Origin of the sequence: Viridibacillus soli, from assembly GCF_016612995.1 — a bacterium.
Lineage (GTDB): Bacteria > Bacillota > Bacilli > Bacillales_A > Planococcaceae > Viridibacillus > Viridibacillus soli.
The window spans coordinates 22,053-39,258 of sequence record NZ_JAEOAH010000006.1; the positions used below are offsets into that span (position 1 = coordinate 22,053).

Below are 17,206 nucleotides of genomic sequence, written 5' to 3' on the forward strand. Positions count from 1 at the left end.
ACAAGCGTTCTATTCGTTATAGTCGAAAGCTTGTTTATTTTATCACTGATAGTTGTTTCTACTTTTATACAGCGGTAGAATGAACTTACTGATGGTTATAGAAAGCGGGGATTATATGAAAAAATCCATTCTATTATTAATGTCCGTGCAGTTTTTCGTTTATTTAGGGTTTGGTTTAATCATTCCTATTTTGCCCGAAGTTGTCGTTCAACAAGGCTTCAACAAAATGCATGTAGGGGGATTATTAACCGTTTATTCTTTAGCAAGCTTCTTTACAGCACCTCTTTGGGGGATCTTATCTGATAAAATAGGCCGTAAAAAATTAATCTTAATTGGACTTCTTGGTTTCTGCACTAGTTTCTTATTAATTTCACTCTTTATCGATTCACTATCAATGCTTTATTTTTCAAGAATTGTTGGTGGATTATTCTCTGGGGCACTTTATACAGCTGTTACAGGCTTTATAGGTGATATGTCTACAGAAGAAAACCGCAATAAGTACATGGGTTTCATGGGAATGTCAATCGGTCTAGGTTTCATCTTCGGGCCAGCTATCGGGGGATTACTTGGTCATTATAGCTTAAGTTTGCCATTTACAGCTTCAGCCATCTTAATCTTCCTATTGTTCATTTATGCAAGCATTGTATTAGTTGAACCTGAACGCCTCGGCGAAGCAAATAAACGCGCAATCGTTCCAAAAGGGGCCTCTACCCTTTTCAAATATCGCGTGCGTTACTTATTCCTATTCTCATTCGTCGTGACATTCTTACTTGCTGGTATTGAATCTACTTTGCAATTATTTCAAATGGATAAAATCAACATCACCTCAGCTCAACTTGGATCACTTTTCTTATTCAGCGGATTTGTTGATTTCCTAGTCCAAGGGGGTCTTGTCCGTCGTATTAAAGACGGGACTGAAGCAAAATGGTTAACGATCGCGCAAATCATTACAGCAATTGGCTTATTACTGTTTCCATTCACAACAAGCCTTGCATTTGCAGGTTTTGCACTATGTGTCTTCACAGCAGGTAATGCTTTAGCAAGAACATTAACCGTTTCGTTAACATCAAAAGAATCTGGCGGTAAATACGGGACAGCGGCTGGCATCACATATTCACTAGATAATATGGGGCGTATTATCGGACCTCTATTCTTCACTTGGATACTCACGATGCAAGTGAACTTAACCTATTTCATCTCTGCTTCACTAGCGATAGCAAGTATTCTAGTCATCCTGCTTTTCAAATCAAACAAAAAATCATTACGTATTACAGAGTAACAACGAAAATCCAGCAGCCATTAAGGATGCTGGATTTTTTCTGTCAATTTTATAGACTTTGTTTCTTTTGCTAGCTCCGGATATGCTTCTTTTAATACAGAAGATCTTAGCATATAAAGCGTAATAACAATAAGAATACTACTTGAGCCGAGTAAGATCCACTGCGCCGGGAATTTATCAAATAATAACCCAAACAGCAGCGTTCCAATTGGCATCATCGCCCCCGCCATTGTTTCTAGAATACCGAATGCTCTGCCACGATATTCTTCCTCTACTTCCGTTTGCATCATGACGCCAATTGGTGTATTCGTAAATACAGCAAATACTGAAAAGCTTATAAAAATAGTTATATAGAAAATAACTATCCAAATATACGGGAACTCTATCCAAAGTGGAATAGTCATTAAACCCAATGATATGGCCATTAACAATATAAATCGTTTTGAAAATAATAACGGATACTTTACTTGCTTTCTTGTCGCAAAATAAATAGAAGCTATAAGCATCCCAACTGCACCTGATGCCTCAATAATTCCGAAATGTCGTGAATTCACATGTAATAATTCAACTAACACATAAGTTCCACCCACGTTCAAAGCCGAGAAGAAGAAGTTAATCCATAGCGCTACCCATATAATAATTGAGACGACACGCTTTGTTTTTAAATATCTAAATCCTTCTTTAAAACTTTGCAAAAAGCTCTCTTTATCTTCTTCACCTTTATCTTCTTTTTTTGTATACAATTTAAAATCCATTGTTGCTTCGAGTAAAAAAGCTGTAGCGTAAGCAGCCATATGAATCATTAAGAATACTTCTATCGAAACAAAACCATACATCATCCCACCTAATGCAGGACCACCAATTGCCGCTACAGACAATGAAGCTTGATTAAATGAAGTCGCCTTTTGCAAACGTTCTCCATCGACTAAATTTGCAATAGAAGAAGAAAAAGTAATGCCGGTAAATGTTGATGTAATTGAATAAATTGCTGTTGTAATATAGATTGCTGTTACTGACATCCCGAATATAGATGCATACGTAAGGAGTCCACCCATAGTTAATACGGTACATGCTTGAGCGATTAATATGATGTGTTTCTTCGAATATTTATCTGCCATCATACCTGCGACTGGTGCTAACAAAGTCCTTGGAATAATGGAACAAATCATATTCACGGCAAAAGAAGTCGCTGATCCCGTCATCGCCAAAATGTATAAACTAATACCAAACGTTAATACATTGGAACCCAATGTAGAAATCATTTTACTAATCGTAAAAGTCCATAAATGATAAGTCGCTTTCTTTAATTTTAAAGCCTCATCCACTTGCCATCTCCACCTTTAGTTTAATTTAATTTAAATGTTTAATGTAATTAAACAAATAATAACATGCACTTGACTTCCATTGCAAGCTAAAGTTTAATATAGTTAAACAAAATAAAAAATAGTGAGGTGTCTGTATGGAGACTCTTGGAATGCGTATACGTAAAATCCGCAAAGAGCGAAAGCTTACATTAGCAGAGCTAGCAGGCGATCGCTTAACAAAAGGTATGCTTAGCCTAATTGAAAATGATAAAGCCAATCCTTCTATGGATAGCTTGGCATATATTGCAGAACAGCTCGGAGTTGAAATAAGTGAATTATTGGAAGAAGTCAGCGCATCTGAGTTGCGTGAGTTACTTGAGAAAGTAAAAAGTATCACGGTCCCTAAGCTATTAAAAACAATTGATCCCCAACGTGAAAGATTAGAACTAATCGAGCCTTATGTAGACCGACTCCCCGTTAGCTACGAAGCTGGACAACTACTAGTGTTCTATGCTGATGCAAAACATGATGTAGATAAGGCCGGTTGGGAAGAACCACTAAAAAGAGCTATTCAAATGTTTAAGCAAATGAACTTAATGAATGATTGGCTACGTGCTTATATAAAAAAATCATCTACGGAATTTGTTAGACATAATTACAAAGAGGCGCTAGATATATTACTAGCAGTAAAAAAAGAAATAGAATTGAATCACTATGTAATCGATACTCTAACTAACCTCGACTTACTTTATAGGGTCGCAGTTGAATATTTAGCAGTTGGTATGGACGAAGACGGTTTTGGAGTCATGGACGAAGCAATAAAACTGTCGAAAGAAACACGGATTTTCTATCGCATAGATGATCTGTATCGATTAGCCGCATTCAAGGCAATGATGGATGGTAATGAACAAGACTTACAATATTATTTTAAAAAGCTCTATCAATATGCGGATTTCACAGATGATGTTACAACAAAAGGCTTTATCCTTTTCACGCAAGCTCATTACTATAACAGTTTTGTAAAAGACTATGAAAAAGGAAATGAGTTTGCGGAGCAATACTACGACTTCGATGAAGGCGAAGCAACTAAAACAATGGCCTTTTACTACATTGAAAAAGGTAAATCATTGTTCGGGATGAAGCGTTATACTCAAGCACTTGAAGCATTTGAACAAATCGATGGGTTTCCTAATTACATTCATCACCCATATGATTTATCTATGCAAAATGAATTATATGCTTATAAAGCTTTGTGCTATGAGCAACAAGGGCAATTAGCGCAGGCATTAGAAGAAGCAAAAATAGGCGTAGATTTAGTCGAGCCTTTTATCGATACACCTTATAAGCGATTTATTAATGACACATACGAAAAGTTAAAAAAGAAAGCAGATGGGCGTTAGCTCCATCTGCTTTTTTTGAGAATTTGAGGTTATTTCTGTTTTCTTTTAAGTTTACGCTCAACTTTCGAACTTTTATGCTCGTTCAGCAAAGAATTACGCTCGTTCAACTTGATTTTACGCTCATAACGGATATTTTTACCATAGATAATGCATTGCTATACTCGAATCCACTGCTCCACACTTAAAAAGCGCGGAGCAGTCTAGCTGAAGTGATGCTTTTGATTCGAGAGCTATAGTGCTTGTCGGGATTAAACGGGCCGCTTCAGCATTTAATTCTCCCATATTCTTTATATTTACTATACCACTTCTTAAATCGTCCCCATGCTTCATCAAAATCTGGTTGGATGATTGAGATTTGTACCCAGCCGCGCTCTTTTAAATAGGTGCTTTCATAATGTAAATGGAAGCCATTCATTGAAGCGGCATCTGCCATATTCGTTAGTGATTCATCTGCCTTCAACGTGACAATCATTGGATAGCCTTCAGTCGTTAAGAAAGTGAAGTCACCATCAGTAACTGCTTGTTGTAATTTTTCATACCGTGCTTGCAATAAGTCATAGCGATTTCCTTCAGTATAGGCTAATAGCGCATTGTTAAAACTCTCCATCAACTGCGCTGGATACGTAAATGGAATATGATGATTAGAATAATTGCCTAAATCAATATACGTTGGAAGTTGCTCACTTTTTGCAATAACATGATTTGAAAATACAACAGCAATACCACTCATTGTGCCCACTGCCTTACCACTAACTGCTGTTGCCAAAAATACCTTCTTCATTGAAAAACGATATGTCCCAAAAGAGCTGACACAATCCATGCAAAGTTTCACATTATATGCATCGCATAAATTTTGCACCATATCTAAATTATTTAACATACCGGTAGATGTCTCACCATGAGCTATTAACAACCACTCATAATCAGATTGTTTTAACATACTTTCTAATTCTGACTCATTAAAAGATTGTCCCCAATCATAGCATAGCCATTCATGTTCTAAGTTCCAACGTTTCGCCTGCTGCTGCAAACGCTCACCAAAAGCACCATTTGTAACGATTAAACCTTTTCCAGAGAGCTTTGTAAGTTGAGCGATCATAGCCTCATTCGCCAATGTACCGCTCCCTAAAAGCATATGTGCATACTTTGCTCCACTTAGTGCTTCAAGATTACTGCGCACTTGCTCAATCGTTCTTGAAAAAGAATAGGAACGATGAGATACAGGCGTTTTTAGTAAGGGCGATTGGATATCCTCTACTAATTTTACTGGCCCCGGATAGAAGGAATAACGTCTTTGTTTAAAACGACCTGCTAACGATTTTTCGTAACGCTCTGTCGTTAACACCATCGGGATAAATCTTGCGTCCTCTACCCCGACTGGTTCTGAAAATGCTTCAAAACCCATTTGCATATACAATTTTTCTTCGCGCACAGTACCTGAAATGACTGCCGCGCCATAGCCGTTCTCATAAGCATAGTCAATTAACGCTCGTGTTAGCATAAAAAACACACGACCGTTACGATGCTCCTTTTTAACAGCTAGCAAGCGCACCTCGCAAAGCTGCCCTAATAGCGCATCCGCAGGTAATAACTTCTCCACCGGGCCAATCTTTTTATCTAAAGAGAAAGGCCGATGATTACGAAAAGCAACCATTCCGACAAGCTCTTCATCCTTTAGCACAATTAAGTACATATTTTCGTGATGAAAAGCATCGACACGTCGTCCACTTGGGTCTGGCTTATGCTGAGGAATTTCTTCTACGAATGTTTCGTAGTTAAGTTTGGCGATTTCATCAAATTCATATTCTGTTTGCGCAACTTTACACCAATACATAGAAAAGCCCCTTTTACGTTTTACTATAATAACGAAATGTTCTAATAGAAGTTTCCATATTTATGCTACAGGCATACAAAACAGGAATATTTTCTACTACTCTCATTTTATAGCTAAATGGCTATGAAAAAAAGGAGGGAATTTCCTATTTTATTTTATTGTGCAATTAATTCAAAATCTCCTGAACTTGTTTGGCATTTTACTAATGGATTTCCACTACCGATTCCACCTATAATCCTATGATCTTTTTTCTCTTTAAAAGTCATTCCGGAATATATTACGGTTCCATCTCCAGAATTGCTCCTAAAATCAACACCTAAATTATCCGACTTGTTTTTCAATACAAATGTGGCATCTCCACTAGAGGTACTAAGTGTTATATGTTCGTCAGCTGTATCTAATAACACTGCAATATCTCCAGAGCTTGTTTTAGCATTAATTTCTCCAGCTAAATAATCTGCTGCCACATCTCCTGAAGTAGTATTCATTTCTATTCTCTTTGCTCGCAAATCCTGAGTGCTTATATCTCCACTAGAACTAGTTAATTTTGCGTCACCATCTACAGTAATACTTTGACCTGTAATATCTCCTGAAGTTGCATCCATTATGATGTTCTTCATTTTCATATCTTGGACGATTATATCTCCACTAGAACTAGTTAATTCAACGTCATCATCTGCAGTAATATTCCGGCCTGCAATATCTCCAGAAGCTGTTTGGATAGTCAAATCTTTCACAGCAACATCTACATACGCCACATCACCTGACGAGGTATTCACGGATATTTTCTCATATGCAGCTTTTGGCAACGCCACTTTTAAGTGAACAGAGCCTTTGTTAAAATTAAAAAACGATATTGTTCTTTTAAATTTCGTATTAACGACGATTGAATGACCACTTTTCTTTACATCCAAAGATATTTTCCTCGCTAAATTTGAACTCGTTTTCCCTGATAAAGTAAAGACCGCTTCATCCCCTGAACCTTCAACGACTTTAATATCAATTGACGAGCTTAATATTTCGACCGTATCAACGTCCTTTACCGCAATCTTCTTCTCGATTAATGCATCTTTCATTTTCATTCCTGTAAAAAAATTAAAGCCACTTATAATTATAATCGCCAATAAAAATATACTTACTAGTAATTTTTTCATTACAGCACCTCATTTCCTTATATTTACTATAACAAAAAGCAAGTTATGCCATATCGGACCTGAGACCTATTTGAAAAGGATCCCTAGACATAAAAAAGCCTGCTCCAAATTACAACGGAACAGACTTTCTTTGATTACATTAGATTTCAGTTAATTCTTGCGTTGTTTCAGCGTTGTAGACATCTCTATCTAACTCACCTGTCACACGTGCTGTTGCTACACCAGCTGTCATTGAACCACTTACATTCAACGCTGTACGACCCATATCAATTAATGGTTCGACTGAGATTAATACACCAGCAAGAGCTATAGGTAAATCCATCGCAGATAATACAATAATAGCTGCGAATGTTGCACCGCCACCAACACCTGCTACACCGAATGAACTAATTGCGACTACTGCAATCAATGTTAGGATGAATGATGGCTCTAGTGGATTAATCCCTACGCTTGGTGCGATCATAACTGCTAACATCGCTGGATAAATACCTGCACAACCATTTTGACCGATTGATAAACCAAATGAACCAGAGAAGTTTGCGATTCCTTCTGAAACACCTAAGCGATTTGTTTGTGTTTGAATATTAAGTGGTAATGCCCCTGCACTAGAACGTGAAGTGAAGGCAAATAATAATGTTGTTGCCGTTTTTTTTACATAAGTAATTGGATTTAATCCTGATGCTGTCAAAATGATTAATTGAACGATGAACATGACAATTAATGCTACATAAGATGCGATCACAAATTTACCCATATTGTAAATTGCGTTAAAGTCAGATGTTGCAACTGTAGCTGCCATAATAGCCAAAATACCAAATGGCGTTAAACGTAATACAATTTTCACAACGCCCATTACTAAAGCATAAATCGCATCAATTCCTATTTTAATTGTATCTGCTGTCTTTTCATCTTTACGTCGAACTGCTAAATACGCAAAACCTAAGAATGCAGAGAAAATAACAACTGCAATTGTCGAAGAAGAACGTGCCCCTGTTAAATCTAAGAAAGGATTAGCAGGAAATAAATCTAAAATTTGTTGTGGTAATGTTTTTTCACCCATATCGACGGATTTTGCAGCGATATCTGCACCGCGTTGCATTTCTGCATCACCTTGAACAATTTGTGACGCATCTAATTGGAAACCAACTGCTGAAGTAATACCAACTGCTGCCGCAATTGCTGTCGTACCAACTAAAATGAATAAAATAAGTGATGCCATCTTACCAAAATTTTTGCCGATAATGATTTTCGTAAATGCTGAAAGAATCGAGATAAACACTAATGGCATAGCAACCATTTGAAGCAATTTCACATAACCTGATCCGATGATACTAAACCAACCAACTGAATCCGTTAAAACTTTTGCATCAACTCCATACGCAAAATGCAAAATCAATCCATATACAATACCTAGACCTAAACCAGCAAATACCCTTTTAGAAAACGATACATGTTTGCGATGCATAATAACTAATAAACCAATGAGTAGTAAAAGTACTACAACATTGAGTGATGTCAATAAAATACTCAAAGTAAATCCTCCTAGTGAATAAATCCATATGATGATAGTAATTAATATATTGATTACCTTAAACTATTAAATCCTATAGGTCAAGTAGGTTTTACTGAAAGTTTCTCAAAACCTGCTACATTCTTCTTTCTTTTGGATATATAAGATATACTGAAGGAAATAAATAATGGAAGAAGGTGTAATGTATGGCTGTAGCGTTTTTCTCTATTATTGTCTCCGTCATCTTATCGCTGAACATCTTGTTAGCAATCCCCATTATATTTTTAGAACGACGTGAACCATCCTCTATATGGGCTTGGATATTAGTCCTATTCTTCTTACCGGTCGTAGGTTTTTTCTTATATCTATTGTTAGGTCGCCAACTACGTAAAAAGCATCTTTTCCGCTGGGAAGGACGTAAGAAAATTGGGATTGAAAAATTAATCGATTATCAAATGGAAGCAATTGAAGATGGCACATTTGAATATCGCCTAGATGATGCCTCTCATTATAAAGATCTTATCTATATGCATTTAAGTAATAATCACGCTGTATTAACGCAAGATAATGCGGTGAAAATATATTCTGATGGTGCGGAGAAATTCAAAGCCCTCCTAAAAGATATTGAAGCAGCAAAGGATCATATCCATATTCAATACTATATTTTCAAATTAGACAATTTAGGAACACATATTTTAAATGCTTTAATCAAAAAAGCAAAGCAAGGTATCAAAGTACGATTACTATATGATGAAATGGGTTCAAGAGGTGTACATAAAAAACATTTCAAGGGTTTAACAGAAGTTGGCGGTGAGGTTGAAGTATTCTTTCCTTCCATTTTGCCACTTATTAATCCTCGTATGAATTACCGAAATCACCGTAAACTTGTTATTATTGATGGCAGAACGGGATACATAGGCGGATTCAATGTTGGTGATGAATATCTCGGGTTAAATAAAAAGTTCGGCTACTGGCGCGATACACATTTACGTATTGAAGGAAGCTCTGTGCACCCATTACAAACGCGCTTCATTCTAGACTGGAATCAAGCTTCTGATAAACGAGACATTGAATACTCTGACCGTTACTTCCCAACGTTTGCTCGTAAAGGTGAAGTGGGTTTACAAATCGTTTCAAGCGGACCTGATTCAGAATGGGAGCAAATTAAAAACGGCTATTTAAAACTAATTGGTATGGCAAAAAAATACGTTTATATTCAAACACCTTACTTCATTCCTGATGATAGCTTTATGGATGCTGTGAGAATAGCATCCTTATCTGGTATAGATGTACGTATTATGATTCCCAATAAACCTGATCATATGTTTGTTTACTGGGCAACTTATTTTAATGTTGGCGAACTAATTCGAGCAGGAGCAAAAATTTATATTTATGAAAATGGCTTCTTGCACACGAAGATGATTGTCATAGATGATGAAGCATCTACAGTTGGTACAGCAAATATAGATTTCCGTAGCTTCAAACTGAATTTCGAAGTAAATGCCTTCATCTATGATCGCAACACTTCCCATCAATTAGCTGAATTATTTGAACAAGATATGCTGCTATGCACTGAATTGACACCCGAAAAATATGCCAACCGTTCTCGCATTATTAAGATGAAAGAATCCGTATCACGCTTACTATCACCTATTTTGTAGATAAAAAAGCCTTCTGAGTTTTCTCAGAAGGCTTTCCTGTTTTCTAGTATACTATTTTCCGATTTCTAAATATTCTTCCAACGTACTGTTGTTTTTATAAATATCTGTAGCAATATCCTTACCTACATAGCGGAAATGCCATGATTCATGCATATAGCCTGTAATATCTTCTTTGCCTTTAGGGTAGCGCATTACAAAACCATACGTATGGGCATTTTTTGCAAGCCACTTTCCTGCTGCTGTTGTTGCAAAGCCATTATCTGCAAAATATTGCTCATTCCCTACTTCACCAATATCAAACGCCAATCCTGTTTGGTGTTCAGAATAACCTGGACGAGCACTATACGTATCCGCCGCCTCTCGGCCATCTCTGTTTACATAATTAGCATAGAGCTCTACTTGGCGGTCGTAAGAACGGTATGTGCTAAATGCACTCAATGTAAAGCCATCAAGCAAAGCTGCTGCTTTTAATTCTTCAAAAGCTGCTCGTGCTTCGTCTGATTCACCTGGCGCAAAATCGGCAGGTAATGGATATTTTTTGCTAGCTATTAAAAGATCATTTATATAAGTTGCTTCTTTAGGTAACTCTTGGTCTACAATGTATCCTCCTGCATCACGTGTTACTTCTTCATTTTTCTCTGTATTCTTTGTTGTTAAATCCTCTTGTGCCGTTGCATTATTTTGAGATGTTTCAGCTGTTTTTGATGATTGATCTTCTGTTTTTTTAGTGTCACCATTTCCACAACCTGACATTATTAATGCAAAAACAGCAAATGAAGCCATCATTTTAAATGGAAACTCACAATAGTTATTTTTACTCACATTAAATCATTCCTTATCCTTCTTTTGTTCGTTTTTGACTATTTTAATCATAATTCTATTGAATCATCAATTTCCAATTCGTCATTTATATAGACGTTCTTATTATTAGAATGTTTCATCTAACAATAAAAACGATACCTGGCATATGCAAGATATCGTTTTTGGTAGTAAGAGGTTACATGAAGTTTACGACTAAAATAGCTAATGTAGCGATGCCGAAGAAGATTGCCATCCCCCTCATCCATTTAGCCTCTTTTTCATACCCCTTGTCTTTAAAATCCTTTGCTCTAAAAGTATTTGTCACCGTAAACATTAGCGTAATGAACAGTATTGCTACGTTAAAATTCTGCTTTATGATGAAATATAGCGCAAGTATACTCGTAACACCTACAAGTACACCGGTAATGTTTTTTACGTTCAACGTATTTTCCCTCCAAAAAAATCGGGACACTATTGGCCCCGATCATTGTACAACTATTCTGCTGCTTTTTCCGGATGTTCGGAATAGAACTTACGACCAAGATATGTTTGGAATATTAAAATCGCACCACTGACAGACCAATATAGCGGTAATGCCGCCATACTAGTGTATGAAATGAACATGATCATAATTGGTGAAATATACATCATCAACTTCATCTGCGATTTTTGTTGTTCAGGAACCGTCCATAATGAAACTTGCGCTTGAACGAAGTAAATCGCCCCGGCAATCAAAGTCATAATAATATCTGGTTTACCTAAACTAAACCATAAGAACTGATGCCCTTGAACCTCTCCTGAATAAAGGATTGCATAGTACAGACCCATAATGACCGGCATTTGAATCACCACTGGTAAACAACCCATATTCAAAGGATTGACACCATGCTTACGATATAAGCCCATCATTTCTTGTTGCAATACTGTTTGTTCTTCTTTCGTTTTTGCTTCTTTTAATTTCTTTTGGATAGCATCCATTTCAGGTTTTAACTTATCCATTTTCGACTTCATACCTTGTTGCTGTTTATAGTTTTTAAGCATAAAAGGCATTAAGATAAGACGAATAAGAACCGTAATCAAAATAATCGCTAATCCGTAACTATCTGCAAATAACGTATTCCCAAAGAAATCCAAACCAATTTCCATTGGTTTTACGAACAAACTATAAAAAAAGCCTTCTTTGTTTTTCACTGAATCACAGCCAGCTAGCACAAATGACACTAAACCAAGCATTGAGAGTAACCCAAGTTTCTTCTTCAATTTTTTCACCTACATTTTCTCAAACTATAGTGAAGTATACCTTAAATATATAGTACATATCAAATTAAAGAAGGGGTTAACAATCCTTATTTTCAAATATTTCTGTCTGGTAATTGAAAACGAAAGTAATCATGATTTGCTTGATCCTTAAAGTGCTTCGGTGTCAGTCCCACATACTTTTTGAAAATACGTGTGTAATAGCTTTGATTACAGAAATGGAATTGCTCTGAAATATTCGAAATACTTTTGTTTGTATGTCTTAAATAATACTGCGATTCCTCGACACGTCTCACGTTCAAATACTCTACTAACGTAATCCCCACATGCTCCTTAAAGATACGCGACAGATGGCTCGTACTAATTGTAAAGTACAAAGCAATATCTTCTACAGATAAGTCTGTCTCCACCTCATCATCAATAAACATTATTACCTTATTAACGGTTTGATGCTTGTAAGAAGGTTGTTTTCTTTCAGAGATTACATAAATATAGAACTCTATTAAATCATCTGCAAACTGTAAAAATTCTGCGTCATTCATACGTTGATCAATCATTTCAACGCATGCAACATTAAAGGCAAATGCCTTTTTAGATGGTGCCTGATTTTCAATAAGTCTTCTTGTGACGACTGACGATAGTATGACAAAATAGTGGCGAATTGTTCTGAAAAAGTGCTTCCCAGACCGCTCTGATAAAATGTCGATTAAACGGCGCAATGATTCCTTAGATGCTTCAGCATCAAGCTGATAAATTTCTCTCAACAATTGGGATTCAATCTCAAAAAATTTTTCAATACCATCATAACGATTCATTGTTTCAATCTCTTGGAAATACCTCTTTGAAATAGCTTCTGAAATAGAATATTGGTGTTGTAGCATAAACTCCCCATCTTTCTACAATATACGCATGTTTTATAATAGACTTTAGTTAACTATATAACGAAATTGGTAATATGAAAATAGTTTTATACCTTTCTAAGCAAAAAATGTAAAAAAAGATAATCTAGGTCGTTATTCTCACATATTTTACAGTTTAAATATTTGAATTCTATAAATTTTATACATAGATAGAAATTAAAGGTAATTTAAGCTATTTGTATCGGAAGAGGTGCTACAATACCCTATCAACTCCTATCCAAAACTATAGTATTGAATTCCTAAAATATGCATATTTTGTTTCGTATTTGTCACATTCACTAATGTCTAAGTATTCGAATCATTTTCTTTACTTAAATTTGACTTTAAACTATAGTAGAATGTTAGGAAAGTACTTAAGAATGGAAAGAAACGAGGTATGGATTAATGGATCCACGATCTATTGAGGAATTGATACAGATTATTAAGGAGTTTTTCCCTGATAACACTTCAATCGTTATTTCAGACACTGAAGAATACTTATATTATCAGCCAAGCAAAAAAGTTGATTTAAAAATCAAACCAGGTGATCAAATCCCTGAAGGTTCAGCAACACACAAAGCTCTTCATTATGGCCAAAAAATCAATTCATTTATTGAACCTGAAGTATTCGGTGTTCCTTACTATGGAATGAGTATTCCATTAATGGAAGAAGGGGAAACAAAAGGTGCTATCACAGCTATTTTCCCGCAAAAACCTTCACCTTTCCTTACAAATTATATTACGATTAAAATTGATGACTGCTGGTATCCCGTCAAACATAAGGAAGTTATCTATTTAGAAACTCAACTTCGCAAAACTTTTGTGAAAACAATGCACAAAGAGGGCTATCACCGATTGAATTTAAGTGATCTTGAGTTATTCTTATCTCCAGACTCTTTCATTCGTTGTCACCGTTCATACATTGTTAATATCGATTATATTGAAGAAATCCAACCAGATTCTCATTCAACCTTCCTATTAATTATGAAAGATGGTACAAGAATTCCTGTAAGCCAACGTTACGCAAGTTATTTCCGTCGTTCACTAGGATTTTAAACTAATATTTGAAAAAGCCTGTCTCTCAAGACAGGCTTTTTCTCTTTTGCGCGCTTTTCTTCTCTTTTACGCGTTTTTTAAGCCTTTTCATGCTTTTTCCAAGCAAATGTGACAATTCGATGATAATATAAAAATTAGGTATATTTTTTCATTCCAAGCTACCATTTTGAAGTAGCAATTTTATGTAATAATGATTCGAAAGTATTCATTAAGCAGAGAGGATGATAGTAATGACAGTAAAAATCGAGGAAAGACTTCGTCATGCAGAACTTGCTAAAAAGGTAATTACAGCACAGGAGGCTGCAGCTCTAGTTAAAGATGGTATGGCACTTGGACTAAGTGGCTTCACTCGTTCAGGAGATGCAAAAGCTGTACCAATGGCTTTAGTTGAACGCTCTAAAAATGAAAAGTTCAAAGTTGATGTATATACAGGAGCTTCTCTAGGTTCTGATATAGATACAATCATGTCTGATGCAGGTATTATTGGTAAACGTGTACCTTTCCAATCTGATAGCGCAATGCGTGGACATATCAACAAAGGTGACATGTACTATATTGACCAACATTTATCTATTACAGCTGAGTACTTACGCCAAGGCGCTATGAAAGGCGTAGACATAGCAATCATTGAAGCAGTAGCAATTACTGAAGATGGTCTTTTGATCCCAACAACTTCTGTTGGTAACTCACCAATCTTCGTTTCAACTGCAGACAAAGTAATTATCGAGTTAAACCTTGCTTCTTATCCAGCACTTGAAGGTATGCACGATATCTACGTTCCTGGAAACCAAGGAGAACGTGGACCAATTCCATTGTTAAATGCTTCTGATCGTATTGGTACAATCGGTATTCCTTTAGACCTTGATAAAGTTGCTGGTATTGTCATTACAAACCAAGAAGACTCCGAATCTGCAATTGTACCACCAGATGCTGAAACAGACCAAATCGCTTCTCACTTACTTGACTTCCTACGTAACGAAATCAAAGAAGGACGTTTAACAGAAGAACTTGCTCCGATGCAATCCGGCGTTGGTTCAGTAGCAAACGCTGTACTTCACGGTATGTTAGATTCTGAGTTCAAAGACTTAGAAGTTTACTCTGAAGTATTACAAGATGCTGTATTCGATTTAATCGACGCTGGAAAAGTAAAATTTGCTAGTGGATGCTCTACAACACTTTCTCAAGAGAAAATGGATTCTGTTTATCACAATTTAGAAAAATACAAAGATAAAGTAGTACTACGTCCACAAGAAATTTCTAACCACCCTGAACTTATTCGTCGTATGGGGTTAATCGCGATCAATACTGCCCTTGAGCTTGATATCTACGGAAACGTAAACTCAACTCACGTAAGCGGTACTAAAATGATGAATGGTATCGGAGGATCTGGAGACTTTACACGTAACTCACGAGTTGCTATCTTCGTTACAAAATCCTACGCTAAAGGTGGCAAAATTTCTTCAGTAGTACCATTCGTACCTCACGTTGACCATACTGAACATGACGTTGACGTAATTGTAACTGAACAAGGTTATGCTGATTTACGCGGACTTGCTCCACGTGAACGTTCTGCAGTAATTATTGAAAACTGTGCACACCCTAAATTCAAAGATGCTTTAAATGCATATGTAGAAGAAGCTTCAGCACGCGGTGGGCAAACTCCACACGTATTGGAAAAAGCTTTCGAATTCCACACTAACCTTGCTAAATACGGTCAAATGCTAGCACCAGAAACTGAAGACGTAAAATAATTCAGCTCTGAAAGCGTAATAATGTGAGACTGCCAAATATTTGGCAGTCTTTTTTTCACCACTCATAAACACGAATATAAATAAAGCCAATCGCAAATTTCTTACGATTGGCTTTTACTAATTTATTATTCTTTATCTTCTACAGGTTGTTCTGGATCGTTGAAAGAATTATCTTGTCCATCATCCTGCACTTCTGCATTGTAATATCGAACGCTTGTCAGCGCCCCTTCGTCTACCATTCTACTGTCACCCTCATCATATGGGTCCGGGTGGCCTGCTTCAGTTAAATCAGAAAGATTGTGTTTTTGTGCTTCAATAAATGAATTGACTTTCACTTTCGTATTATTAAATGCAACTACAGCTTTATCACGGTTTTCTTTTTTGCGGAAATATGCATATGCACCTGCTGCGATACCAGCGATCACTAAAGATTTACCTTTTGCCATTGAACATCATTCCTTCCAATATTTTCTCTCATCATACTATGTTATATACCCTATGTCCAAACAACAAAACATGACAATTATGTTAACTTTGCGAAAATGCAATTTTTATCGTTTACACACCATACTAATATGAGGTAAACATTCCATAATATACGGTTCAGAAACAGCCTCAAATCCAAATGAACCGTAGAACTTTTGTAAATAAGCTTGTGCTTCTATAAACAAGTCCGCTTCAGGCCATTCTCGTTCTAAAATAGCCATTACTCGTTTTAAGAGTTCTTGTGCTAAACCTGTCCCTCGTGCTTCTGGTAAAACGATTACGCGTCCAAACGAGCCCATTTCGAATTTTTCTCCCGGTGGAACAACACGTGCATAAGCAATTAGTTTGCCATCCTTCTCATATGACAAATGTATACAATTTTGATCATGATCATCCAAATCTGCATAATAAGCTTCTTGCTCAACTACAAACACATTAATACGTAATTGTAAGATGCGGTATAGCTCTATCGTTGTTAAGTCTTCAAATTTTTGTTCTTTCCATGCCATTATTTATCACTCCTTATTATTTATTATTTCACATATTCTATACCTTTTCGACCAATTAATACTAGAGAAGTTTTGAAGATGATTCGTACAATGCAGCAAAGTAATAATCTAGCGGTACAAAAAGTGACAGAAGCAAATTGGCATTTTACACATGAATATATTTTACCGAAGGATATTTCAAATCCTTTCTTAGCTTAAGCTTGCATTGAGATAATGCGTTCAAAGCGTTTAGAGTACTCTACTCTTCTTTTAATTAAAAATGTTGGAGAACATAGGTCTTATTAGTTCCAACTCTGTAAGCTCCT

At 36.2% G+C, this 17,206-nt stretch carries 15 protein-coding genes; 5 read left to right on the forward strand and 10 right to left on the reverse strand.

From position 1 onward, the window contains the following. Window positions 1-115: 115 nt before the first annotated feature. Window positions 116-1,279, forward strand: coding sequence for an MFS transporter (locus JFL43_RS06600; RefSeq protein ID WP_200748383.1), 1,164 nt, complete (start codon window positions 116-118; stop codon window positions 1,277-1,279). A gap of 20 nt (window positions 1,280-1,299) precedes the next feature. On the opposite strand, the gene JFL43_RS06605 is transcribed toward JFL43_RS06600, so the two are convergent. Beyond that, the gene (locus tag JFL43_RS06605) at window positions 1,300-2,604 is read right to left on the reverse strand and encodes an MFS transporter (RefSeq protein ID WP_200748384.1); all 1,305 of its coding nucleotides are present in this window, start codon (window positions 2,602-2,604) and stop codon (window positions 1,300-1,302) included. A 149-nt stretch (window positions 2,605-2,753) separates the two neighbouring features. Between JFL43_RS06605 and JFL43_RS06610 the strand changes: the two genes are divergently transcribed. Continuing rightward, window positions 2,754-3,983: a helix-turn-helix domain-containing protein gene (locus tag JFL43_RS06610; protein WP_200748385.1), complete on the forward strand. Its 1,230-nt coding sequence runs from the start codon at window positions 2,754-2,756 to the stop codon at window positions 3,981-3,983. A 262-nt stretch (window positions 3,984-4,245) separates the two neighbouring features. On the opposite strand, the gene JFL43_RS06615 is transcribed toward JFL43_RS06610, so the two are convergent. The 3 genes from JFL43_RS06615 to JFL43_RS06625 all read right to left on the reverse strand — a co-directional run bounded on the left by JFL43_RS06615 (window position 4,246) and on the right by JFL43_RS06625 (window position 8,436). Next, entirely contained in the window at window positions 4,246-5,817 is a 1,572-nt protein-coding gene (locus JFL43_RS06615) for an aminotransferase class V-fold PLP-dependent enzyme (protein ID WP_200748386.1), read from the reverse strand. Between the two features lie 155 nt (window positions 5,818-5,972). Further along, a complete protein-coding gene (locus JFL43_RS06620; RefSeq protein ID WP_200748387.1) occupies window positions 5,973-6,971 on the reverse strand; it encodes a DUF4097 family beta strand repeat-containing protein in 999 nt (332 codons plus the stop codon). A 139-nt stretch (window positions 6,972-7,110) separates the two neighbouring features. Then, window positions 7,111-8,436 (reverse strand): L-cystine transporter, encoded by a 1,326-nt coding sequence (locus JFL43_RS06625; RefSeq protein ID WP_100798098.1) that lies wholly within the window; start codon window positions 8,434-8,436, stop codon window positions 7,111-7,113. Window positions 8,437-8,687: 251 nt separating this feature from the next. On the opposite strand from JFL43_RS06625, the gene cls reads away from it, so the two are divergent. Further along, window positions 8,688-10,142, forward strand: a complete 1,455-nt coding sequence (gene cls, locus JFL43_RS06630; RefSeq protein WP_100795682.1) for a cardiolipin synthase — start codon at window positions 8,688-8,690, stop codon at window positions 10,140-10,142. A 51-nt stretch (window positions 10,143-10,193) separates the two neighbouring features. Here cls and JFL43_RS06635 read toward each other — a convergent pair whose 3' ends face one another. The 4 genes from JFL43_RS06635 to JFL43_RS06650 all read right to left on the reverse strand — a co-directional run bounded on the left by JFL43_RS06635 (window position 10,194) and on the right by JFL43_RS06650 (window position 13,081). After that, window positions 10,194-10,964: a M15 family metallopeptidase gene (locus JFL43_RS06635; RefSeq protein WP_325166645.1), complete on the reverse strand. Its 771-nt coding sequence runs from the start codon at window positions 10,962-10,964 to the stop codon at window positions 10,194-10,196. A 175-nt stretch (window positions 10,965-11,139) separates the two neighbouring features. Further along, on the reverse strand, window positions 11,140-11,385 hold the full coding sequence (locus JFL43_RS06640) for a hypothetical protein (RefSeq protein WP_100795680.1): 246 nt from the start codon (window positions 11,383-11,385) through the stop codon (window positions 11,140-11,142). Window positions 11,386-11,438: 53 nt separating this feature from the next. Beyond that, window positions 11,439-12,203 carry a membrane protein insertase YidC gene (gene yidC / locus JFL43_RS06645; RefSeq protein ID WP_234447635.1) on the reverse strand — a complete coding sequence of 255 codons (765 nt, stop codon included), beginning with the start codon at window positions 12,201-12,203 and terminating at the stop codon, window positions 11,439-11,441. A gap of 92 nt (window positions 12,204-12,295) precedes the next feature. Next, complete coding sequence (locus JFL43_RS06650) at window positions 12,296-13,081, reverse strand: AraC family transcriptional regulator (RefSeq protein WP_200748388.1); 786 nt, start codon at window positions 13,079-13,081, stop codon at window positions 12,296-12,298. Window positions 13,082-13,504: 423 nt separating this feature from the next. Here JFL43_RS06650 and JFL43_RS06655 point away from each other — a divergent pair, with 423 nt between their 5' ends. Next, a complete protein-coding gene (locus JFL43_RS06655) occupies window positions 13,505-14,155 on the forward strand; it encodes a LytTR family DNA-binding domain-containing protein (RefSeq protein ID WP_100795678.1) in 651 nt (216 codons plus the stop codon). Between the two features lie 230 nt (window positions 14,156-14,385). After that, on the forward strand, window positions 14,386-15,906 hold the full coding sequence (locus JFL43_RS06660; protein ID WP_100795677.1) for an acetyl-CoA hydrolase/transferase family protein: 1,521 nt from the start codon (window positions 14,386-14,388) through the stop codon (window positions 15,904-15,906). A 125-nt stretch (window positions 15,907-16,031) separates the two neighbouring features. Here JFL43_RS06660 and JFL43_RS06665 read toward each other — a convergent pair whose 3' ends face one another. Continuing rightward, entirely contained in the window at window positions 16,032-16,352 is a 321-nt protein-coding gene (locus tag JFL43_RS06665; protein ID WP_100795676.1) for a hypothetical protein, read from the reverse strand. A gap of 105 nt (window positions 16,353-16,457) precedes the next feature. Then, window positions 16,458-16,901 (reverse strand): GNAT family N-acetyltransferase, encoded by a 444-nt coding sequence (locus JFL43_RS06670; RefSeq protein ID WP_100795675.1) that lies wholly within the window; start codon window positions 16,899-16,901, stop codon window positions 16,458-16,460. Window positions 16,902-17,206 lie beyond the last annotated feature (305 nt).